The organism is Embleya australiensis (genome assembly GCF_051903075.1).
GTDB lineage: Bacteria > Actinomycetota > Actinomycetes > Streptomycetales > Streptomycetaceae > Embleya.
Genome location: NZ_CP182422.1, coordinates 3,912,236 through 3,932,857 on the forward strand (window position 1 = coordinate 3,912,236; position 20,622 = coordinate 3,932,857).

The window sequence follows — 20,622 nt, forward strand, 5'->3', positions numbered from 1 at the left end:
AGACGGCGCCTCGTGCGGTCCGAGCGGCCCGAACTAGAAGGCCGCCTCCGGGAGGTCCATCAGGGCGTTGTCGATCTGCTCGACCATCAGCCGCTGCGGGGTGAGCAGCGGCAGGATCTCCCGCGCGAAGTGCTTCGCGGCGGCGACCTTGCCCTGGTAGAACGCCTCGTCGCGACCGGGCGTGCCGGCCAGCTTGGCCAGCGCCACCGACGCCTGGCGCAGCAGCAGCCACGAGACCACCAGGTCGCCGGCGGCGAGCAGCAGGCGGGTGGTGTTCTGGCCGACCTTGTAGATCGAGTCGATCTCCTGCTCGGACGCCATCAGCTGGTTGATCATCGCGGCGACCATGCCCTGGACGTCCTCGGCGGCGGTCGCGAGCAGCTTGACCTCGGCGGCCAGCTCGCCCTCGGCGTGCGCGGCGATGAACTCCTGGATCTCGCCGGCCACCACGGTCAGCGCCTTGCCCTGGTCGCGGACGATCTTCCGGAAGAAGAAGTCCTGACCCTGGATCGCGGTGGTGCCCTCGTAGAGTGTGTCGATCTTGGCGTCGCGGATGTACTGCTCGATCGGGTATTCCTGCAGGAAGCCCGACCCGCCGAAGGTCTGCAGCGACTGGGCGAGCTGCTCGTAGGACTTCTCCGAGCCGTAACCCTTGACGATCGGCAGCAGCAGGTCGTTGACCCGGTCCGCGGTCGCGTCCGTGTCGCCGGTCAGCGCGGCGCCCTCGATCCGGTCCTGCCACGAGGAGGTGTACATCACCAGTGCGCGCATGCCCTCGACGTACGCCTTCTGGGTGAGCAGCGAGCGGCGCACGTCCGGGTGGTGCGTGATGGACACACGCGGCGCGGCCTTGTTTGTCATCTGCGCGAGGTCGGCGCCCTGGAAGCGCTCCTTCGCGTACTCGAGCGCGTTGAGGTAGCCGGTGGACAGCGTGGCGATGGCCTTCGTGCCGACCATCATCCGGGCGTACTCGATGATCTTGAACATCTGCGCGATGCCGCTGTGCACCTCGCCGACCAGGGTGCCGACGGCCGGGACGCCGTGCTCGCCGAAGGTGAGCTCGCAGGTCGTGGAGACCTTGAGGCCCATCTTGTGCTCGACGTTGGTGACGAAGGCGCCGTTGCGCTCGCCGAGCTCGCCGGTCTCCGGGTCGAAGTGGAACTTCGGCACCACGAACAGCGACAGGCCCTTGGTGCCGGGGCCCGCACCCTCCGGGCGCGCCAGCACCAGGTGGATGATGTTCTCGGTCATGTCCTGGTCACCGGAGGTGATGAAGCGCTTGACGCCCTGGATGTGCCAGGTGCCGTCCTCCTGCCGCACCGCCTTGGTCCGACCCGCGCCGACGTCGGAACCGGCGTCGGGCTCGGTGAGCACCATCGTGGAGCCCCACTGGCGGTCGACCATGAAGCCGGCGACCTTGCGCTGCTCCTCGGTGCCGAGCGTGTGCAGCACCTGGGCGAAGTCGGGGCCCGCCGCGTACATCCACAGCGCCGGGTTGGCGCCGAGCACCAGCTCGGCCACCGACCAGCGCAGCGAACGCGGGCAGTTGGTGCCGCCCATGCTCTCCGGGAGCGCGAGGCGCCACCACTCGGAGTCCATGTAGGCCTTGTACGACTTCTTGAACGCCTCGGGCAGCGTGGCCGAGTGCGTCGCCGGATCGAACACGGGTGGGTTGCGGTCGCCCTCCGCGAAGGAATCGGCGAGGTCGTTCACGGCGAGGCGCTCGACCTCGGACAGGATCGACCTGGCCGTCTCGACGTCCATGTCCGCGAACGGACCCGTGCCATAGACCTGCTCGCGCCCGAAGACCTCGAACAGGTTGAACTCCAGGTCGCGGAGATTCGACTTGTAGTGACCCATGACAGGCTCCGCCCGTGGTTGCGTCCGGTGTACTGCGCTGACTGAAACTGCCCGACGGATCGGCGGCTCGACCCGAAGAATCGAGCGACCGACCGAAGCGATCCGAAACCCAGTGTACTGGTCGGTAACATAATGATCGTACCCATGGGTAACTTTTTCAATCCCCGAGAGGTTCCCATCGCGTTGCCATCAGGTATCCATGACCGTCCGGGCGGAGGGCTCAAACCCGGGCCGCGGACCCGCTAGCCTCGTGGTGTGTACGGCTACGCAACCGAGGAACCCCAGGCCCGGGCGGAGGCGCCGGCGCTCACCGACGCCGTGCGCGCGTTCGCCACGGGCGTCATGAACGGCGAGGACTTCCAGTCCATCTTCATCGCGTCGAAGGTCTTCTGCCCGAGGGGGGATCGCCCGGGCTTTTTGGCCCTGCACAACACCCCCGAGCCGGTGATCCCGATGTTCAGCTCCCTCGCCGAACTCAAGAAGTACGCCGGCGAGGAGTCCAGACACTTCACCGTCACCGGTGCCGAGGTGCTCGACCTGCTCCCCAACGGCTACGGCTTCGTGCTCGACCTCGACGGCGAGCACCGGGTGATGTTCGACGCCAAGGCCATAGAGCAGATGATCGCCTTCGCGATGCGGCGGATGTACGGCTGACGGCGGCCCCGGAACGGCCGGACGCGCCGGCGGTCATCCTCGATGACGGCCGGCGCATCCGGGTCGGTGGTGCGATCAGGCCGGGCGGTGTCCGTGGTTGGCCCGGTGCTTGCGACGGGACTTGCGCTTGCGGGTCTTCTTCGACATCGCGCCCCCTTGCTCGTCCGTGTTCGCGGTGTCGCATGCCTACCCGGGCGCGGACCGGATCCATGCGTACGAGTCGGCGGGGGCGTTCAAGTCAGCGGGGGTTCGCCTTTCCGTGGCGCAGCAGTCGACCGCTGTGCACGCCGGTGGGCTCGTCGTTCTCGACCGTTACCCGGCCGTTGACCAGGATGTGCCGGTAGCCCTTCGCGTCGATCACCGTACGCAGTTGGCCGCCGGGCAGGTCGTGGACGAACTTCGGGTCACCGTAGGCAAGTTCGTCGTAGTCGTAGACGATGATGTCGGCCGCGGCACCGACGCTCAGCACGCCGCGGTCGGTGAAGCCCGCACACCGGGCGGGCAGACCGGACAACCGCCAGTGGGCCTGCTCCAGTGAGGTCCAGGCGTGCTTGCGGACGTACTCGACGATGTACTCGGTGCCGTACATGCCCGCGCTCAGCGTCTTGAGGTGCGCGCCGCCGTCGGACAGGCCGGGCAACAGGTATTCGTAGTCCACGAGTTCCTTCAGGCCCTCCAGCGTGGCGTTGAACTGGCCGGTGTGCACCTCCGTGGTCAGACCGTCGGCGATGGTGACGTCGCACAGCACGTCCACCGGGTGCCGGTCGAGCCGCGCGCCGATCTCCTTGAACGACAGGCCCTCGTACTGCTTGTACTCCTCGGTGAAGGTGCGGTGCAGCTTCATGTCCGGGTACAGGTGGTAGAACAGCGGGTCGAATTCCCGCAGTTCGGCGCGGATTGCCGGGTCGTTCAGCAGTGCGATCTTGGCCTCCACGGTCTCGGCCGCGAAGATCGTGGCCACCGGCGGGCGAGTGGACACGCCGCCGTACAGGAAGCTGAACGGCACCGGGACGTCGGTGGTCATCGCCTGGCCGTAGATCGGGATGCCGCGCTCCTGGCAGCGGCGCAGCCACTCGATCTTGCGCTTGTACAGGCCGCCGCTGCGCGAGTTGGCGATCACCGCGTTCCAGATCAGCGGCCGGCCGCTGACCTCGACGAGGTGTTCGTACTCCTCCTCGGTGATCTGCGTGCCGGACACCTGCATGAAGCCGCGCCCCTGTCCGGCCAGCGCCTCGGCCAGGGCCAGCCGGGTCTGCGGCCACATGATGTCGGTGGGCATCGGCGTACCGTCGAAGTCGCCCTGCATCAGCCGGCCGTTCGGGTTGCCCGGCTCGCCCAGGCACTGCGCCGACCAGCCGCCCGCGCCGGCGTCCATCGCCTCGGTCAACAGGCGGGCCAGTTCGGCGTGTTCGGCGTCGGTGGGCAGCGCGCCCGCCTTCGCCCGCTCCAGGCCGAGCACCCAGATCAGCAGCGGGTTCACCGGAACGTAGGGCAGTACGTTGACCGCCTTGGGGGTGCGCTCGACGCTGTCCAGGTATTCGGGGAAGGTGACCCAGTCCCAGGGCATGCCCTCGCGCAGGGTCTCGGTGGGGATGTCCTCGACGGCGGTCATCGACAACATCGCGCGATCGCGCATGTCCTCGCGCACCGGGGCGAAGCCGAAGCCGCAGTTGCCGGTGACCACGGAGGTCACCCCGTGCGGGCCGGACGTGGTCAGGTACGGGTCCCAGAAGACCTGGCCGTCGTAGTGCGTGTGCAGGTCGATGAAGCCGGGCGCGACGATCAGTCCGGTCGCGTCGATCACCCGATCCGCGTCCTCGGCGGGGACGCGCCCGATCGCGGTGATCACGCCGTCGGTGATCGCGACGTCCGCGCGAACGCGCGGGTTGCCGGAACCGTCGACGACGATGCCGCCCTTGATGACCAGGTCGTGGTTCGCCATGACGTTCGTACCTTCCCTCGGCACAGCCCTTGATCCGGTTAATTAAAATGTGTGTTTAATACGAGGGGTCGAAGGAGTCAAGGGATTCCGCAGGGGGAGTAGGCGCGACTCAGTCGCCGGCGAGGGCGCCGGCGACGATCGCCGTGAGGTGGTCGTCGAACGCCTCCGGGCCGAGCAGCCCGGTCGGCGCGATGCCGTCCGGGCGCGGCGGACTGTCGTGCCGGGCCGCGCGCGCCGCGCACAACATGCCGACCATCTGGGTGACCAGGAAGGTGCGGGCCTGGAGCGCGGTCGCCGGCAGGTCGGGGCGGGCCGCGGCCACCGCGTCCACCACGTCCTGCACGTCCTCGCCGCCGAGCAGCGGGGTCACCGGCGAGGTGGTGTCGCGCAGCAATTCCACCGAGATCTGGAGGTAGGCCCGGTCGGCCGGCGAGCCGTTCAGCAGTTCGGTGATCGGCAGCACGATCGCGCGGGCAAACCCGGACAGCCGCTCCGGCCGCTCGCGGGCCGCGGCCAGCAGCGCCTGGCGGCGGGCGTACACGACGGGCACGTGCTGCTCGACGATCGCCCGCAACAAACCCTCGCGCCCGCCGAAGTGGTAGTGGATCGCGCCGGCGTTGCGCTGCCCCGCCGCGCGGGTGATGTCCTGCAACGGCACGTCGAGACCGTGCCGCGCGAACAGGATCTCGGCGGCCTCGACGATGCGGCGCCTGGTGGGGCCGGAGTCACGGGGCATGGGCGCAGCATAGGGCCTGGTCGGGGCCCGGCCTCCGACCCGAATGGCGGCACTGTCAAGTGCCTGTTTGGCCAGGTTTCGATACGTTTTGAACCTAATGGGACCTTCGCCCCTGTCCGCGTACCTCGGTACGGGTGACCATGGATCGCGTCGGTCGTCGGCCCGTCCCCTCCTGCGCGACAACGAAAGGTCCCGATACATGCCTGCCCTGGCGCTTCCCGCTCGTCGAGCAGTTCCGGTGGCAGTGGGCCTGTACGTGGCGGTCCTGGTGAGTCGGGCGTTCGCCCCGGACTACCTGGACATGCACGCGGTGCTGATCGCGGTCCCGGCGGTGGTGGCGATGGCCTATCGGCCGTGGTTGACCGCGACGGCCGGGGTGGTGGCGCTGGCGACCCGGCTCCTGCTGAACCCGCACGTGTACGGCGGCGGCGGGGACAAGTCCACCACCGGCGTCTCGGCGGCCATCCTGATCGTGACGCTGTTCGGGTGCTGGGTCGGCTGGGAGCGGCGGCGCCAGGACGCCCGGCTGCATCGTGTGCAGTCGGTGGCGGAGGTGGCCCAGCGGGCGCTGCTGCGGCCGGTGCCCCGGGCGATCGGCCGGTTCGGTTTCGCGGTGCGCTATCGGGCGGCGGCCGAGGAGGCGTCGATCGGCGGCGACCTGTACGAGGTGCTGGAAACCCCGTACGGGGTGCGGGTGCTGCTCGGCGACGTGCGCGGCAAGGGGCTCGAGGCGGTGGACATGGCGGCCCGTACGCTCGGCGCGTTCCGCGAGGCGGCCTACGACGCGCCGACGCTGGCGGAGGTCGGTGCCCGGGTGGATCGCAGCCTGAACCGGCAACTGGGCACCGAGGACTTCGTGACCGCCGTGATGGTCGAGCTGTGTCCCGGCGAGGGCACGATGCAGGTGCTGGCGTGCGGCCATCCGTCGCCGCTGCTGGTGCGCGGCGGCACGGTGGGCGAGGTGATCGGCGAGGCGGGTCTGCCGCTGGGCATGGGCCTGCTGCCGGCGGCCACGGCGCGGGCGGTGGAGGCGGTCCCGTTCCGGCCGGGCGATGTGCTGCTGATGCACACGGACGGGGTGACCGAGGCCCGGGACACGTCCGGTGTGTTCTACCCGCTGGGCCGACATCTGGCGACCTACGCGCACAACGACGCCGCCGGGATGCTGGACGCGGTCGAGCAGGCCCTGATCGCCCACGTGGGCGGCAAGCTGGAGGACGACGCGGCGATGCTGGCGGTGACCCTGACCGGCCCGCTGCTGAAGGTGGTCAAGCCGGCCCGCGCCCTGGAGCCGACCCACCAGTCGGCGTAACCCGTGGTCAGCCCGCTGGCCCGTCGGCGATCCGCAGGGCGGCGACCGGGTCGACACCCGGTCGAGCCGCCTGGATGCCGCTGCCGGCGATGGTCCGGGCGATCGCCTCGGTGCGTACCGCGCGCACGCTGTGCCGGGCCGATTCGCGAGCCTCGGCCACCACCCGGTTGCCCTGGCGCCGCTCCGCACCGGCGGCCTTGACCGTACGGATCACCCGCAGGCCGCCCCCGAGGATGCCGCCGAGCCGGCCCAGCGACTCCTGGGCCTGCTCCTGGGCCCGGGCGATCGGCGGCGTCAGCAGCCCGACCGGGATCGCGATCACCCGACCAGCGTCTCGCGGGCCCGGAGGATTGCGGAAGCATCCCGGTGTTCCAGCAATCCCCCGACCCGGGGTTCTGGGACGGGGCGGACAACGCTACTCGATGCTGTCCGGTACGTTTGCGCTGGTCACAGCCGTATCCGGACGGTCGGACAGCCCAGTACGCAGCTGCTTGATCGCCTCGATCGGGTCGAGCTCGGCGTCCCTCACGGGCGCCCATCGGGAGAGGACGTCAGCCGCGCCGATGGCCATCCCGGCAGGCAGACCGACTGCGGTCAGAGCTGCGGCCACCTCTCTCATCTCCGTTTCCCACCGCCATGCTTTGGCGGCCACATCGGTGATGTAGTCCGGGTCTGCGAGGTGCCGCCCGGAGTGATGCTCGGCGATGTCCAGAAGTTCGGCGCCGACCCCATACTCGTCTGCCATGGCATGAGCCAAGGCGGCCAGAGCCCTGCTTGCCTTCTGGTAGCTCGCGAACGACAGCTTCAGGCCGGATGCCTGCCCGATTCCGCCCGGAAGGCATTTCACCTGTACCCGGGTGTCGGCGAACAGAGCGGCGACCCGAGTCACGTCCTCCTCCCTGCCGGACAGGTAGAGCCGGGGCGAGCGGGTTTTTGAAGGCGGGGACCCGACTACGCCACCATCGACCACGGTGGCGCCTCCAGCGGCGAGGAATGAGGCCATGCGTTCCATGCGCTCCGGGCTGACCGCGTTGGCTTCGACGTAGAGCCCGGAGTAGTGCCGTTCGGCCACCGAACGAGCCACCGATTCCGCCGCTCCGGGTGGGCAGACCGAGATCACACACGCGCTGCGATCGAGCAGTTCGCCGAGCTCCTCGACAGGCTCGAGGTCGAACCTGATCGCCCGTGCTCTCGTCGCTGCGCTGCGGCCCGCGGGACACCACAGGCTCGTGATCCCGCGAGCGGTCAGCTCGCCGGCCACCGCCGCGCCCATGCTGCCCGGGTGAAGGATGCCGACCGTGGTCATCCGACTCCCTCGAGCAGGTGGACAGCGGTGAACCGGTCCGGCCCCCTGCCCCGCACGGTCTGCCTGATCAGTTCGGCGGAGGCTTCCACCGACGTGTGATCGGTCCGCACGATCAGGGACCACAGCGTGTCGCGATGGGCTTCGAGGTCTGCGTAGGTGTCCGCCCACGCCCTCAGTCGGGCGTCGCCGTCGGAGTCCCCTCGGTTTGCCGAGCGCTTCGCGGTGACGTCCCGAAGACACCAGAGCAGGACCCGAGTCCACGTCGCCGGATAGGCCGCGAGCGCGGAGAGCGCTTCGACCTGTCCGACGTGGACCACGGGGATGCTTCCCTGCGCCGTGAGCCGGTCCAGCTCGGGAGTATCGGTCGCATACTCGGCCTGGTACCGCCGATTGCCATGGACGACGAGTCCGCGGTGCCGCAGGTCCGCCAATGTCTCGGCATCCGTCATGCGGTACCCGGTGGTCCGGCCCGACCCGGCTTTCAACCGCCGGAAGTGCACGAACGCGTCATCCGCTCGGGCCAAGGCGCCCGTGATCGTGTCCTTGCCGGATGCGGGCGGGCCGTACAGAACCACGGCGGATGGCGGCTTCACCACCGACCACCGCCCATGAGCTCCGAGTTGTCCCATGCGGTTCCCACGAGGCAACGGTACTCGTGCGGCTCGACACGCTCGACGCACTGTTCCGGAGCGCCGTCGGCGACCCCGACGTGGACAAAGGAAGAGACCCGCTCTCCTCGCCGAAGAGCGGGTCCCTATTCGCGGTCTCCGCAGGTCGAACCCTCATACGACCTGCTCGTTCGTGGGTCGAACCCTCATACGACCCACCATCCGCGGTCCGTGCCCCTGGCGCACCTCAGGGCAGAGCGCGCCAGGGGACGTTTTTGCTACCCGCGCAGCCCCGAGGCTTCGCGGGCGAGCTGTTCCACCCGGGACCAGTCGCGCGAGGCGACCGCGTCCGCGGGAAGCATCCAGGACCCGCCGACGCAGGCCACGTTGGGCAGCGCCAGGTAGGTCGGGGCCGAGGCCGGGGTGATTCCGCCCGTCGGGCAAAAGCGCACGTCCGGCACCGGCGAGGCCAGCGACTTCAGGAACGGCGCGCCGCCCGCGGCCTCGGCCGGGAAGAACTTCATCTCCCGGACGCCGCGTTCGCGCAGCGCCAGTACCTCGGACACGGTCGACGTGCCCGGCAGGATGGCAAGGCCGGTGTCGACCAGGGCCCCGTACAGGGTCTCGGTGCAGCCCGGCGTCACCAGGAAGCGTGCGCCGGCGTCGGCCGCCGCCTTCGCCTGGTCCGGCGTCAGGACCGTACCGGCGCCCACGAACGCACCCTCGACCTCGGCCGCGATCCGCTCGATCGCGCCGAGGGCGGCCGGCGTGCGCAGGGTGACCTCGACGGCCGGCAGCCCGCCCGCCACCAGCGCGCGCGCCAGCGGTACGGCCGACTCCACGTCGTCCACGATCACCACCGGGATCACCGGTGCCAGGTCAAGAGCGGACGTGCTCACGCCGCCACCTCCATGGGTCGAGTGCTGCGCGCCTCCAGCCACGCGGACGCGCCGCGCAGAGCCGGATGCGGGGCCACCACGAGCGCGGTGGAGATGCGGTGCAGGTACGGCGCCATTGTCGGGTTGGTCTCGAAGCCCATCCGGAACTCGCTCTCCAGCAGCATCTCGGTGATCCGGGGCAGGATGCCCCCGGCCAGGAAGACACCGCCGCGAGCGCCCATCGTCAGGGCCACCCCACCGGCGAAGGTGCCGAGCAGTCGGCAGAAGGTCTCGACCGTCGCGACGCACACCTTGTCGGAGCCGTCGAGCGCGCGGGCCGAGATGTCGGCCGGGCTCAGCGCCTCGGCCACGACCCCGTGTACCGCCGCCGTGCAGCGGTGCAGCCGGCACAGTCCCGGGCCGGACAGCACGTGTTCGGCGGTGACCGTGCCCAGGCCGCCGCGCTCGTCGCGCAGCACCTCCAGGGCCGCGGCGTCGGGGCCGTGCGCCGGGCGCAGCAGGACGTGCCCGCCCTCGCCCGGCAGCGGCACCCAGCCGCCGCCCGGGATCGGCACCAGGCCGGCCACGCCGAGTCCGGTGCCGGGGCCGAGTACGGCCATCGGCAGCGTCGGGTCGGGGAGTCGGTCGCCGACGACGATCAGGTCCTCGCCCGCCAGGTGCGGCAGCGACAGGGCCAGCGCCTCGAAGTCGTTGATCAGGTACAGGTCCGGCACGCCGAGCTTGACCCGGGTCTCCGCGACGGACAACACCCACGCGCCGTTGGTCAGCCGGAACCGGTCGCCGTGCACGGGGCCCGCGACCGCCGCGCAGATCGCGCTCGGCCGGGCCGCGCCGGAGCGGTCCAGGTAGTCCTCGATCGCCGCGGCCAAGTCCACGTGGTCCTCGCTGCGCAGCCCGAGCACGTGCTCGGGTCGGCCGCCGGGCTCGGTGAGCACGGCGAAGCGGGCGTTGGTGCCGCCGATGTCGGCGACCAGCCACGGGCGGTCGGGGGTCGGTGGGGCCACGGTCGGGTTCACGCGCTCGCTCCGTCGAAAGCCGCGGGCGCGACCGCGCCGAACACACCCGCGCCCAGGTCGGCGGGGCCCACCCCGGCGCGCAGCGCGGTGAACAACTCGCGCCCGGTGCCGACCCATTCCGCGTCGGTCGGGGCCGCGCCCTCGGGCCGCCGTCCGCTCAGGTCGGCCTCGGTGGTCAGCGTCCCCGCCACCGCGTCCACGGTCACGATGTCACCGTTGCGGATCAGCGCGATCGGGCCGCCGACCGCCGCCTCGGGCGTGCAGTGGATCGCCGCCGGGATCTTGCCGGACGCGCCGGAGAGCCGGCCGTCGGTGACCAGCGCCACGTGGTGGCCCCGGTCCTGGAGCACGCCGAGCGCGGGGATCAGCTTGTGCAGCTCCGGCATGCCGTTGGCGCGCGGTCCCTGGTAGCGCAGCACCGCGATGAGGTCGTGGTTCAACTCGTCGCGTTCGAACGCGGCCAGGAAGTCGGCCTGTCCGTCGAACACCCGCGCGGGCGCGCTCACCACGTGGTGCGACGGGTCGACCGCGGACACCTTGATCACCGCGCGACCGAGGTCGCCGTGCAACATCCGCAGTCCGCCGTCGGGCGCGAACGGCTTGTCGTAGGGCCGCAGTACGTCCAGGTCCAGGCTCTCCGTCGGGCCGTCCACCCACACGATCGAGCCGTCCTCGGTGAGCTGCGGCTCGCGGCGGTAGCGGGCGAGCCCGTCGCCGGCCACGGTGCGCACGTCCTCGTTGAGCAGCCCGCCGTCGAGCAGCGTGCCGATCAGGAACGCGGTGCCGCCCGCGGCGTGGAAGTGGTTGATGTCCGCCGGACCGTTCGGGTACATCCGGGTCAGCAGCGGCACCGCCGTGGACAACTCGGCGAAGTCGTCCCAGGTGAGCGTGATCCCGGCGGCGGCGGCCATCGCGACCAGGTGCAGCGTGTGGTTGGTGGAGCCGCCGGTGGCGAGCAGCGCGACGACCGCGTTGACCCAGGCCTTCTCGTCCAGCACCTCGCCGATCGGCGTGTAGTCGCGGACCAGCGAGGTCGGGTCGCCGAGCGAGGTGGTGGCCGCGACCCGGCGGCCCGCCTCGTCGGTCAGCGCCTTGCGCAGCGGCTGGTCGGGGTGCACGAAGCTGGCGCCCGGCAGGTGCAGCCCGAGCACCTCCATCACCAGCTGGTTCGTGTTCGCGGTGCCGTAGAAGGTGCAGGTGCCGATGCCGTGGTAGGCGCCGGCCTCGGCGTCGAGCAGTTCCTCGCGGGAGACCTTGCCCTCGGCGAAGCGCTGCCGGACCCGGGCCTTCTCCTTGTTCGGCAGGCCCGAGGACATCGGACCGGCGGGCACGAAGATGGTCGGCAGGTGTCCGAACGACAGCGCCCCGATCACCAGGCCGGGGACGATCTTGTCGCACACGCCGAGCATCAGCGCGCCGTCGAACATGTCGTGCGCGAGCGCCACGGCGGCGGCCATCGCGACCACGTCGCGGCTGAACAGGGACAGCTCCATGCCCGCGCGGCCCTGGGTGATCCCGTCGCACATGGCGGGTACGCCGCCGGCGAACTGGGCCACGCCGCCGGCCGCGGCGACCGCGGCCTTGAGCTGTTCGGGGTAGGTCCGCAGCGGCTGGTGCGCGGAGAGCATGTCGTTGTAGGAGGAGACGATCGCGACGTTCGGCTTGACCGGGCCCTGCGGGCCGGTGCCGCGCAGGCCCAGCTTCTCGCTCGGCGAGCACGCGGCGAAGCCGTGGGCGAAGTTGGCGCAGCCGAGCTGACCGCGGGCGGGCTTCTCGGAGGCCGCCGCTCGGATCCGCTCCAGGTAGGCGGAACGCGTGGCGGCACTGCGGCGCGCGATGCGCTCCGTCACTGCGGCCACCGTCGGGTGGATCCTCTGCTCGCTCACGATCTTCGTGCCCCTGCTGTCTTCGGCGGGCTCTGCCGGTTCGGGTACCAAACTAGGGGTACTTTTGCTTCTTGGCAAGCAAAAGAGTGACGCTCGGGTGTCGAAGTAGTGAACTTAGGGCTTTGACCGAGGGAAAGCCGCCCTGGTTCACTGGACGACATGGCCCGACGCGCGAATCCCATCCCGCACAGCAGTGCAGGCGAGGTACTTCGCCTGGTGCGTGAAGGTGATGCCGAGACCCGGGCGGACGTCGCCCGGCTCACCGGGCTGTCCAGATCCGCCGTGGCGGCCCGGATCGACGAACTGGTGGACGCCGGACTGCTCGCCGAACGCGCCGACGGCGTGTCCACCGGCGGCCGGCCCCCGATCCGCCTCGAACTCAACCCCGAGGGCGGCCTGGTACTGGCCGCCTCGCTCGGCAGCAGCCGAGGCCAACTCGCGGTCTGCGATCTGACCGGCCGGGTGCTGGCCAGCCGGGAGACCCGGATGGCCGCGCAGGGCGGCCCCGACGCGGTGCTCACCGGACTGCCGGACTGGATCGACACGATGCTCGCCGAGGAGGGCTTCGACCCGGCGCGCGTGCGTGGGGTCGGGGTCGCCGTGCCCGGGCCGGTCGAGCTGGACACCGGGCGCGCCGCGGGTGCGCCGACGCTGCCGGGGTGGGACGGGGTGGCGATAGCGCCGACCCTGCAACGCCGGTTGCCGGTACCGGTGTACGTGGACAACGACGTGAACGTGATGGCGCTGGGCGAGTATCGGGCCCGGGCCGACGCGGGCGACCTGGTCTTCGTCAAGGCGTCCACGGGGATCGGCGCGGGGATAGTCGCCGACGGCAAGGTCTACCGGGGCGCGCTCGGCGCGGCCGGCGAGATCGGCCACATCCCGGTCGCCGGCGGTACCGGGGTGCGCTGCTGGTGCGGCAACGTGGACTGCCTCGAAGTCCTGGCCAGCGGGCGGCACTTGATCGAGACGCTGGCCGCCCACGGGGCACGCTTCCCGGACGGCCGCGAGGTCTCCAGCGTGCGCGACGTGGTGGCCTTGGCGGCGGCCGGCCAGCCCGAGGCGGTGCGGCTGGTGCGCGAGTCGGGGCGGATGCTCGGCGAGGTGCTGGCGAGCGTGGTCAACGTGCTGAATCCGGCGGTGGTCGTGCTGGGCGGCGACCTCGCCGACGCGGGTGATCCGCTGCTGGCCGGCGTGCGTGAGGTGGTCTATCGGCGGTCCACGGCGGTGGCCACGCGCGAACTGCGCATCGTGCCGAGCGTGTTGGGCGAGGCCGCGGGCCTCACGGGCTGCGCGTTCATGGCCCTGGACCAGATCCTGTCCCCGGACTCGGTGGACACCACCCTCGCCCGCCTCGCCGGCGGCCGAGCCCTCCCCAGCGTGAACCGAGCCCTCCCGGCCTGAACCCGAGCCGGACCGCTCACCGGGTCCCGCCCGGCCGCGCGGCGGTGGCGAACCGTAGCTCGGCGCGGCGACTGTGCCACGTCCCGCAGGCCGCCACGCCCCGGCACACGGACCCGCTCGCAGCGACCCAGACCCGCCCCTCGGCCGCGGAGCGGACGCGCTCCGCTCCGCTCGCGGCGACCTCGACCCGCTCCTCATCCGCGTAGCGGACGCGCACCACGGCGCAGCGCGGCGACCGATCCCGGCCGCGGAGCGCCCGTGTACCCCAATGCGCCCCCGCTCGCCGCCACGACAGCGCCATCCCCTCGCTCCGCCCGGAACCACCCCCCAAACCAGACCCTCCGCGCGGGGAATGTTGAGCGAGCAACTACTGTTGAGGCGTGCAAGGACCGGGAAAGCCGGACCGTACTCGTCCCGAGGAGCAGGCCATGCCCGCCGTCACCGTTGCCAACCCGCTGGCTCTGCCGCGTCTGCCGGAGCCCGCGCTCGACGCCCGTCCGCGTCCCGTACTGGCCGTCACCACCGCCCCGAGCGGGGTCGAGGGTGAGGGTTTCCCCGTGCGGCGCGCCTTCGCGGGCGTCAACCAGACCTACCTCGACCCGTTCATCATGATGGATCAGATGGGCGAGGTGGAGTACGCGCCGGGCGAGCCCAAGGGCACCCCGTGGCACCCGCACCGGGGCTTCGAGACGGTCACCTATCTCCTCGACGGCGAGTTCGTCCACCAGGACTCGGCCGGCGGCGGCGGCGTGATCACCGACGGCGACACCCAGTGGATGACGGCCGGCTCCGGCCTGCTGCACATCGAAGCGCCGCCGGAGGCGCTGGTGACCAGTGGCGGGCTCTTCCACGGCATCCAGCTGTGGGTCAACCTGCCGTCCGTGCAGAAGATGAGCGACCCGCGCTACCAGGACATTCGCGCGGGCGACGTCAAGCTGCTCGCCTCGGACGACGGCGGCGCCCTGGTCCGGCTGATCGCCGGCTCCGTCGGCGGCTTCGACGGTCCGGGTATCACGCACACCCCGATCACCCTGCTGCACGCCTCGGTCAACCCGGGCGCGCGACTTTCGCTGCCGTGGCGCAAGGACTACAACGCGCTGGTGTACGTCCTCTCCGGTTCCGGGACCGTCGGAACCGATCGGCGACCGATCGAAACCGGCCGGCTCGCGGTCCTGGGCGCCGGCGACACGATCGACCTCCAGGCGGACACGCGCCAGGATTCGAACAAGCCCAACCTCGAGGTGATCGTTCTCGGCGGGCAGCCGATCGGGGAGGAAGTGGCCTGGTATGGCCCGTTCGTGATGAACACGCACGCGGAACTGGCGCAGGCGTTCGACGACTTCAAGGCCGGTCGCATGGGCCGGATCCCGGCGGACCGGATCTGACGACGTCTCAACAGTGGCCGAAGATCATCGGCAGGGGATCTGACACACCGTCAGAGCCCTTAGAGTGCAAGGGAATGCCTCAAAGGGGCGGGCGCGTGGGCTACGCAATGCAGCCGACCGGTCGCCCCTTGACGCTGTCCCGCCCACTGGCCACACTGAACAAGGTCAAATGGAACGTAACGGTTTGCCGCGCCATGGGCGCGGCCTGCGGAAACAGGAGTGGAGCCGTCACCTCACCACCGTGAGCTCCGCCGCCGGGTCGCTGTGGCTCCGGTCGACGGGCGCGATGTGACACCGGACGAGAGGAGTCCGCGTATGTTCCGGCCCTCCCGGGTGGCACACGGCATCGGCGACGGTGACCGACGGCCGCCCCACGCCTCGTATTTCGCCGATCGACCGATCGGAACCGGTCCGTTCCCGCTCGGGTCGTCCACCGGCGCTTTCGCGATTCTTTCGTGGACCGCCGGCGCCGGGTCCCGGAGGCCCTGATGGCCGACGACTGGCGCAAGAAGTTCAAGGAACGCACGGTCAAGACTCGGACCTCGTCCGCGAACTGGCTGGCACTGCGCATCGTGCACTCCAACGCGCTGACCATGCTCATCCTCGGAACCGCCGCGGTGTTCGCGGTCGTTCTGCATATCCGCGGCCGGGCACGAGACGGCGAGTTCTTCGCCATCGCGATCGCGGTGCCGTGGATACTGGCGGCATACCGGCACAGCCGGTCCTGCAAGCCGTGCCCACGTCAGTCGGGAGGTGGATAGGCGATGAGCGGCTACGAACCGCCACCGCCCCCCGAAGCACGCGGACTTCGGCTCGGCGACCTGCGGCGATGGCGCCACCTCTCGGATCCCGAGGACGAGGAACCGGCATTCCCCGCGCCCCGGGACGAACCCGCGCGCGGATCCGCCCGCGCGTCGCGCAGCCCGCGACACGAGGACGAAGAGCCCTCCTGGCGGCGCGACTTGCGGGAGCGTCGGAAGCGCGAGCGGAGCGCGGCGGCCGCGACCGAGTCCCGGCGTACGACGGAGCGCAAGAGCGGTCCCGACGCGCGCCCCGGGCGGGGCGGCGCCGGCGAACGCCCCGACTCGGCCCGGTACTCGGAGAGCACGCGGGCTCCGGCCGAGCGTGGCACCGACCCCGCAGGCGGTTCCCCGCGTCCCACGGTGCGGCACGTGATGAAACCCCGCGACCCGGGGCGGAACAACGCTCCCGCGGCACCGGCGACTTCGACCCCGCCCGCGCGCAAGCCGCCGTGGCGCCGCTCCGCCAAGGCGGCCGGAACGGGCGCGGCGGGCGCGCTCGGCGCCGGCGACGCGGCACCCGCCGCCGCGAGTGGTCCGGCGTCCGGCCTGGCCCGCTTCGTCCGCCGCGGCTCGGCGGCCGGGGACGAAGCCGGTGGATCGGCCGATTCCGGCACACAGGGCGGGACTTCGGATAAACCCGGAGTGTCGCCGCCGTTCCCGGGCGGTCCCGGCGGCATGATCGGACCCTCCCGGCCGTTCAGCGGTACCGACCTGGTCATGCTGGTTCCCGCCGGCCTGGCCGCCTACTACGGCGCCGGTCTCCTGGTGAACTGCTCCCATGAGGCGGGTTTCATGGCGGCCTTCTGCCTGTGGCTGATGGCCGGCTTCTGGATCGTGATCATCAGCGCCAAATGGCCCCTGGTGCGACTCATGCGCTGGGCCTGGGTGTTGGCCGGCCTGATGGCCGGGGCGACCATCCCCATCGGTGGCGGATGACGGTGCGCGCGACGTGAGTAGCTTACGAACCGTCATATCACGGGTACGCCAAGGCAAACAGGGACCGGCGGACGACCGCAGGACCGGAGGGGAATCATGCACATGTCGCTGAGCGCCGTGGCCGCTGCCGCGCCCGAACACATCGCCAACTTCCAGGCGGTGACGACCGAGACGAGCAGTGTCGGTCGTGGGGTGACCGTCGGGGTCCCGATCCTGATCATCTTCATCCTCTTCTACATGGTCACGCACAAGGGCTACAAACTCCTGGGCCTGATCCTGGCGTTCGTGGCCGGAGTGATGTTGTCCGGTACGCAGGTCGCGTCCTCGCTCTCCGAGCTGGTCGACCACTTCGTGACGGCCGGCGTCAACGCGGTCAGCGACACGTTCAGCTGAGTCGGATCCGGGCGACCCGCACCGGAATCGGGTCGCCCGGCCCGTCGAGTCACTCCACCCGCACCGTGCCTGCGGTCGGCGGCTTGTCCTGCGCCGTTCGCGGGGTGGCCGATGTCATCCGGCGTACCGGGCCTGGACGAGCGCGGGGTAGCGAGCGGTGAACATCGCCGGGAGCACGAATCCGGCCGCCTGGGCGGCGATGGCCACCCCGCCGGCCAGGTCGTTCGCCTTGATCAGATAGAGCGCGACCGCCGTGACGGTGAAGCTCGCGGCCCATACGCCGGCGATCACCACATTGACCCGGCGGAACATCGGCAGGCCCCAGATCTCACGTGGGGTGGAGCGCCGGGCGATCACGAGGGTGAACGGGTTGCCGACGGCGATCGAGCCCCAGGCGGTGAGCGCCAGCCAGGCGAACGAGGCCGCCCCGACATAGCGGTGGAAGCCGGAGTCCGGCACGGCGAACGCGACCGGGGTCAGCACCAGGAAGAAGACCGCCGTGCTGTAGGCGAGCAGGTCGACTCCGCGCCCCGCCCGGTGGTCCTGGGCGGCGATCAGCACGGTGGCGGCCAGCGCGGCGAGCGCGCCCCACTGCCAGTGCGTCGAGGGGATGGCGGCGAAGACGATCCACGGAGCGAAGTTGCGGACGTAGTTCATGGGATTCCTCTGCTCGACACTCCGCTGCTGACAGGTCAATCTTTGACGTTCCTACTTCGACATGTCAATCCTGAGTGGTAAAGTTCGCGTCATGAGCCTCCGTCACGCACTCCTCGGACTCCTCGCGAATCGCTCGGCCAGCGGCTACGACCTGCTGAAGTCCTTCGAAACGTCGCTGGCCAACGCGTGGCCCGCCACCCAGAGCCAGGTCTACGGCGAGCTGGGCAAACTCTCCGCCGAGGGCCTGCTCGACGTGACCGCGGAGGGTCCGCGCGGCCGCAAGGAATACTCGATCACCGAGAGCGGCCGGGCCGAACTGCGCCACTGGCTGGTCGAGGTCGAACCCGAGCGGGTCAGGCGCAGCAGCATGCTCCTGCGCGTCTTCTTCCTCGACACCCTCGCCCCGGCGGAGGCCCGGGCATACCTGGCCGCCCAGGCCGAGGTCGCGGCCGAGCGGAACGCGGGGCTGCGCGATGTGGAGGCGAACGTGCCCTGGGACGACAGCCCGCTGTCGATGTACGGCCGCGTCGCGCTGGAGTACGGCCTGCGCCTGTCGCAGATGCAGCGCGACTGGGCGGAGTGGGCGGCGGAACAGGTGGCGCCGCCGACGACGTGAGGGGGCGCGGTGGGTGCCTGCCGACGGACGGGGCGCCTACCGATCGACGGCGGCCGAGTGGCGAAGGGTCGACGTGCCGTCGCTCGCGGAATGCCGGGATCCCCCCGCCCCGTTACGCCTGCGACGTTGTGCCTTGATCCTTTGCCATGGAGGTGGAAGTGGCCGCGACGATGCGGGCCGTGGTGCTGACCGGACCCGGACCGGTGGAGAACCTGGTGCTGCGGGACCCGGCCGTGCCCGAGGTGCGTCCGGGGTGGGTGCGGATCGCGGTGAAGGCGTTCGGGCTGAACCGTTCGGAGTTGCACACCCGGCTCGGACTGGCCGAAGGCGTGACGTTTCCCCGGGTGCCGGGGATCGAGGCGGTCGGGGTCGTGGACGCGCTGGATCCGGCCGACGCCGACAGCGGCCTCGTGGTCGGGCAGCAGGTGGCCACCATGATGGGCGACATGGGGCGGACCTACGACGGGGGCTATGCGCAGTACACGCTCGTACCCGTGGACCAAGTGATCGGGTTCGTGTCGGACCTGCCCTGGCACGTGATCGGCGCGGTTCCGGAGACGTTGCAGACGGCGTACGGCTCGTTGACCACCGGGCTGGACCTGGGCGCCGGGCAGAGCCTGCTGATCCGCGGCGGGACCTCCTCCGTGGGCCTGGCCGCTGCGGCGCTGGCCAAGGGGATCGGCGCCACGGTGCTCGCGACCACGCGCCGCGCCGCGAACGTCGAGGTGCTGCGGGCCCAGGGGGTGGACCACGTCCTGGTCGACGACGGTGCCGTCGCCGCCGCCGTACGCGCGCTGTATCCCGAAGGGGTCGACGCGGCACTGGAGTTGGTCGGGACGCCGACCCTGCCGGACACCCTCGCCGCCACCCGGGTGCACGGGACGGTGTGCTTCACCGGGATGTTGTCCAACGAGTGGATCGTGCCCGACTTCTATCCGATCGGCTACCTCCCGAAGGGGGTGCGGCTGACCGCCTACGGCGGCGAGAGCGGCGATCTGCCCGCCGACGTGTTGCAGCGCTACCTCGACGAGATCGCCGCCGGGCGGATCAGCCTCGGGCCGATCCACACGTACGCTCTCGACGACATCCGCCGCGCGCACTCCGACATGGAACTCGGCCGTACGGTGGGCAAACTCGTCGGGTTGACGGAGGGCTGAGCGGGCCCCGGGGTCAGTCCGGGAGCACCGTCGGGGTCACCGCCGCCGGGTCCGGCGAGAAGCGGGCGGTCCTGGCGTCGCGTTCGTCGCCGAAGTGGTGGGTGAGGACGCCGTACAGGTCGGGGCGGCGGCCCTTGAGCCAGCGGCGGCCGGTGGACAGCGGGATCAGGGTCAGGTCGACGTCCGCGGTGACCATCGTGTCCGCCGCGGCCCAGGTCTCGGCGAGGATGCGGCCGTACGGGTCGAGGATCATCGCGTTGCCGGTGCGGACCTCGTCGTCGTCGCGCCCCACCCCGTTGCTGAAGATCAGGGCCAGGCCGTTGTCGTGGGCCCGCGAGGGCAACCAGCGCAGCAACCACCCCCGGCCGCTGTCGCCGCGAAACGCGGCCTCGACGGCGGCCGGGTCCCGGTGCCGGTTCTCCCACACGGCCGGCGGGATCGGCCGCATGCCGTGCGGACTGCGCGAGTCGGTACCGCCGGTCTGGTGCGGTGCGACCAGGATCGAGGCGCCGAGCAGGGCGGTGGCCCGCACGTTCTCGATGAGGTTGTTGTCCCAGCAGACGAGGATGCCGACCCGCACGCCCCACGGTGTGTCGAAGACGGTGTACCGGTCGCCGCTGGAGACGGCCTCGTGCTCGAACGCGTGCAGCTTGCGGTGGCAGTGCACCCGGCCGTCGGGCAGGCAGACCGCGTACGAGTTGAACAGCCGCCCGTCGACCTCGTCCCGCTCCAGGAAGCCCAGGCCGCCGGCCACGCCCAGTTCGACGGCCAGCTCGCGCACGCGGGTGACGGAGGGGCCGGTGACCGGCTCGGCGAGTTCGCGCAGCCGCTCGGCGGGGTGCCGGCGCAGGTGCCAGTAGCCCAGGAGGGACATCTCGGGGACCACGACGAGCTGTACCCCGTCGGCGGCGGCGCGGCGGGTGAAGTCTTCGACGCGGGCCAGGTTGTACGCCTTGTCGTCCGGGCGCGGCTCGAACTGTACCGACGCGCAGCGCAGGTGCTCCGTCGACATCGACGACTCCTGTCCGTGGGGTGGCTGATGGGTGGCTGAT

General features: G+C 71.0%; 20 protein-coding genes. 9 read left to right on the forward strand and 11 right to left on the reverse strand.

The window, feature by feature from the left end:
- Positions 1-33: 33 nt before the first annotated feature.
- Positions 34-1,860, reverse strand: a complete 1,827-nt coding sequence (locus ACMXN5_RS16750; RefSeq protein ID WP_439675939.1) for an acyl-CoA dehydrogenase — start codon at positions 1,858-1,860, stop codon at positions 34-36.
- A 255-nt stretch (positions 1,861-2,115) separates the two neighbouring features.
- Here ACMXN5_RS16750 and ACMXN5_RS16755 point away from each other — a divergent pair, with 255 nt between their 5' ends.
- The gene (locus tag ACMXN5_RS16755) at positions 2,116-2,514 is read left to right on the forward strand and encodes an SseB family protein (RefSeq protein WP_078976240.1); all 399 of its coding nucleotides are present in this window, start codon (positions 2,116-2,118) and stop codon (positions 2,512-2,514) included.
- A gap of 238 nt (positions 2,515-2,752) precedes the next feature.
- Here ACMXN5_RS16755 and ACMXN5_RS16760 read toward each other — a convergent pair whose 3' ends face one another.
- Together ACMXN5_RS16760 and ACMXN5_RS16765 are read right to left on the reverse strand one after the other, a co-directional pair.
- Entirely contained in the window at positions 2,753-4,456 is a 1,704-nt protein-coding gene (locus ACMXN5_RS16760; RefSeq protein ID WP_439675940.1) for an N-acyl-D-amino-acid deacylase family protein, read from the reverse strand.
- Positions 4,457-4,565: 109 nt separating this feature from the next.
- A complete protein-coding gene (locus ACMXN5_RS16765) occupies positions 4,566-5,192 on the reverse strand; it encodes a TetR/AcrR family transcriptional regulator (protein ID WP_439675941.1) in 627 nt (208 codons plus the stop codon).
- Between the two features lie 238 nt (positions 5,193-5,430).
- Between ACMXN5_RS16765 and ACMXN5_RS16770 the strand changes: the two genes are divergently transcribed.
- Complete coding sequence (locus tag ACMXN5_RS16770; RefSeq protein WP_439675942.1) at positions 5,431-6,504, forward strand: PP2C family protein-serine/threonine phosphatase; 1,074 nt, start codon at positions 5,431-5,433, stop codon at positions 6,502-6,504.
- A gap of 7 nt (positions 6,505-6,511) precedes the next feature.
- Here the strand turns inward: ACMXN5_RS16770 and ACMXN5_RS16775 are convergent, their stop codons facing one another.
- The 6 genes from ACMXN5_RS16775 to edd all read right to left on the reverse strand — a co-directional run bounded on the left by ACMXN5_RS16775 (position 6,512) and on the right by edd (position 12,219).
- The gene (locus ACMXN5_RS16775; RefSeq protein ID WP_439675943.1) at positions 6,512-6,826 is read right to left on the reverse strand and encodes a hypothetical protein; all 315 of its coding nucleotides are present in this window, start codon (positions 6,824-6,826) and stop codon (positions 6,512-6,514) included.
- 93 nt (positions 6,827-6,919) lie between these two features.
- Entirely contained in the window at positions 6,920-7,810 is an 891-nt protein-coding gene (locus ACMXN5_RS16780; protein ID WP_439675944.1) for a DUF1932 domain-containing protein, read from the reverse strand.
- Positions 7,807-8,403 carry a guanylate kinase gene (locus ACMXN5_RS16785; protein WP_439675945.1) on the reverse strand — a complete coding sequence of 199 codons (597 nt, stop codon included), beginning with the start codon at positions 8,401-8,403 and terminating at the stop codon, positions 7,807-7,809. The genes ACMXN5_RS16780 and ACMXN5_RS16785 overlap by 4 nt, the downstream gene beginning before the upstream one ends.
- Positions 8,404-8,696: 293 nt before the next feature.
- The gene (gene eda, locus ACMXN5_RS16790; RefSeq protein WP_439675946.1) at positions 8,697-9,317 is read right to left on the reverse strand and encodes a bifunctional 4-hydroxy-2-oxoglutarate aldolase/2-dehydro-3-deoxy-phosphogluconate aldolase; all 621 of its coding nucleotides are present in this window, start codon (positions 9,315-9,317) and stop codon (positions 8,697-8,699) included.
- Entirely contained in the window at positions 9,314-10,333 is a 1,020-nt protein-coding gene (gene glk / locus ACMXN5_RS16795; protein ID WP_439675947.1) for a glucokinase, read from the reverse strand. The genes eda and glk overlap by 4 nt, the downstream gene beginning before the upstream one ends.
- Complete coding sequence (gene edd / locus ACMXN5_RS16800; RefSeq protein ID WP_439675948.1) at positions 10,330-12,219, reverse strand: phosphogluconate dehydratase; 1,890 nt, start codon at positions 12,217-12,219, stop codon at positions 10,330-10,332. The genes glk and edd overlap by 4 nt, the downstream gene beginning before the upstream one ends.
- Positions 12,220-12,435: 216 nt before the next feature.
- On the opposite strand from edd, the gene ACMXN5_RS16805 reads away from it, so the two are divergent.
- The 5 genes from ACMXN5_RS16805 to ACMXN5_RS16825 all read left to right on the forward strand — a co-directional run bounded on the left by ACMXN5_RS16805 (position 12,436) and on the right by ACMXN5_RS16825 (position 17,140).
- A complete protein-coding gene (locus ACMXN5_RS16805) occupies positions 12,436-13,623 on the forward strand; it encodes an ROK family protein (RefSeq protein ID WP_380003384.1) in 1,188 nt (395 codons plus the stop codon).
- A gap of 428 nt (positions 13,624-14,051) precedes the next feature.
- A complete protein-coding gene (locus ACMXN5_RS16810; protein WP_439675949.1) occupies positions 14,052-15,008 on the forward strand; it encodes a pirin family protein in 957 nt (318 codons plus the stop codon).
- 455 nt (positions 15,009-15,463) lie between these two features.
- Positions 15,464-15,769: a hypothetical protein gene (locus tag ACMXN5_RS16815; RefSeq protein WP_439675950.1), complete on the forward strand. Its 306-nt coding sequence runs from the start codon at positions 15,464-15,466 to the stop codon at positions 15,767-15,769.
- A gap of 3 nt (positions 15,770-15,772) precedes the next feature.
- A complete protein-coding gene (locus tag ACMXN5_RS16820) occupies positions 15,773-16,747 on the forward strand; it encodes a hypothetical protein (RefSeq protein WP_439675951.1) in 975 nt (324 codons plus the stop codon).
- A gap of 96 nt (positions 16,748-16,843) precedes the next feature.
- Entirely contained in the window at positions 16,844-17,140 is a 297-nt protein-coding gene (locus ACMXN5_RS16825; protein ID WP_380003388.1) for a hypothetical protein, read from the forward strand.
- 114 nt (positions 17,141-17,254) lie between these two features.
- Here ACMXN5_RS16825 and ACMXN5_RS16830 read toward each other — a convergent pair whose 3' ends face one another.
- On the reverse strand, positions 17,255-17,797 hold the full coding sequence (locus tag ACMXN5_RS16830; protein ID WP_439675952.1) for a hypothetical protein: 543 nt from the start codon (positions 17,795-17,797) through the stop codon (positions 17,255-17,257).
- A gap of 91 nt (positions 17,798-17,888) precedes the next feature.
- Between ACMXN5_RS16830 and ACMXN5_RS16835 the strand changes: the two genes are divergently transcribed.
- Together ACMXN5_RS16835 and ACMXN5_RS16840 are read left to right on the forward strand one after the other, a co-directional pair.
- Positions 17,889-18,413 (forward strand): PadR family transcriptional regulator, encoded by a 525-nt coding sequence (locus ACMXN5_RS16835; protein ID WP_439675953.1) that lies wholly within the window; start codon positions 17,889-17,891, stop codon positions 18,411-18,413.
- Between the two features lie 146 nt (positions 18,414-18,559).
- Complete coding sequence (locus ACMXN5_RS16840) at positions 18,560-19,570, forward strand: zinc-binding dehydrogenase (protein ID WP_439675954.1); 1,011 nt, start codon at positions 18,560-18,562, stop codon at positions 19,568-19,570.
- A gap of 13 nt (positions 19,571-19,583) precedes the next feature.
- Here the strand turns inward: ACMXN5_RS16840 and ACMXN5_RS16845 are convergent, their stop codons facing one another.
- Positions 19,584-20,582, reverse strand: coding sequence for a nitrilase family protein (locus ACMXN5_RS16845; protein WP_439675955.1), 999 nt, complete (start codon positions 20,580-20,582; stop codon positions 19,584-19,586).
- Positions 20,583-20,622: the final 40 nt, after the last annotated feature.